The 1,544-nt window shown below is 57.0% G+C and carries 1 rRNA gene; it reads left to right on the forward strand.

Going from position 1 to position 1,544, the window contains the following annotated elements:
- Position 1: 1 nt before the first annotated feature.
- Positions 2-1,526: ribosomal RNA gene (locus tag AC6CH3_RS23305) — 16S ribosomal RNA — on the forward strand.
- The last annotated feature ends 18 nt before the right edge of the window (positions 1,527-1,544 follow it).

Raw genomic sequence — 1,544 nt, forward strand, 5'->3', positions numbered from 1 at the left:
TTCAACGGAGAGTTTGATCCTGGCTCAGGATGAACGCTGGCGGCGTGCTTAACACATGCAAGTCGAACGATGATCCGGTGCTTGCACCGGGGATTAGTGGCGAACGGGTGAGTAACACGTGAGTAACCTGCCCTTAACTCTGGGATAAGCCTGGGAAACTGGGTCTAATACCGGATATGACTCCTCATCGCATGGTGGGGGGTGGAAAGCTTTTGTGGTTTTGGATGGACTCGCGGCCTATCAGCTTGTTGGTGAGGTAATGGCTCACCAAGGCGACGACGGGTAGCCGGCCTGAGAGGGTGACCGGCCACACTGGGACTGAGACACGGCCCAGACTCCTACGGGAGGCAGCAGTGGGGAATATTGCACAATGGGCGCAAGCCTGATGCAGCGACGCCGCGTGAGGGATGACGGCCTTCGGGTTGTAAACCTCTTTCAGTAGGGAAGAAGCGAAAGTGACGGTACCTGCAGAAGAAGCGCCGGCTAACTACGTGCCAGCAGCCGCGGTAATACGTAGGGCGCAAGCGTTATCCGGAATTATTGGGCGTAAAGAGCTCGTAGGCGGTTTGTCGCGTCTGCCGTGAAAGTCCGGGGCTCAACTCCGGATCTGCGGTGGGTACGGGCAGACTAGAGTGATGTAGGGGAGACTGGAATTCCTGGTGTAGCGGTGAAATGCGCAGATATCAGGAGGAACACCGATGGCGAAGGCAGGTCTCTGGGCATTAACTGACGCTGAGGAGCGAAAGCATGGGGAGCGAACAGGATTAGATACCCTGGTAGTCCATGCCGTAAACGTTGGGCACTAGGTGTGGGGGACATTCCACGTTTTCCGCGCCGTAGCTAACGCATTAAGTGCCCCGCCTGGGGAGTACGGCCGCAAGGCTAAAACTCAAAGGAATTGACGGGGGCCCGCACAAGCGGCGGAGCATGCGGATTAATTCGATGCAACGCGAAGAACCTTACCAAGGCTTGACATGGACCGGACCGCCGCAGAAATGTGGTTTCCCCTTTGGGGCCGGTTCACAGGTGGTGCATGGTTGTCGTCAGCTCGTGTCGTGAGATGTTGGGTTAAGTCCCGCAACGAGCGCAACCCTCGTTCCATGTTGCCAGCGCGTAATGGCGGGGACTCATGGGAGACTGCCGGGGTCAACTCGGAGGAAGGTGGGGACGACGTCAAATCATCATGCCCCTTATGTCTTGGGCTTCACGCATGCTACAATGGCCGGTACAAAGGGTTGCGATACTGTGAGGTGGAGCTAATCCCAAAAAGCCGGTCTCAGTTCGGATTGGGGTCTGCAACTCGACCCCATGAAGTCGGAGTCGCTAGTAATCGCAGATCAGCAACGCTGCGGTGAATACGTTCCCGGGCCTTGTACACACCGCCCGTCAAGTCACGAAAGTTGGTAACACCCGAAGCCGGTGGCCTAACCCCTTGTGGGAGGGAGCTGTCGAAGGTGGGACTGGCGATTGGGACTAAGTCGTAACAAGGTAGCCGTACCGGAAGGTGCGGCTGGATCACCTCCTTTCTAAGGAGCACCTACAAA

This window comes from Arthrobacter sp. GQ119, assembly GCF_059759125.1.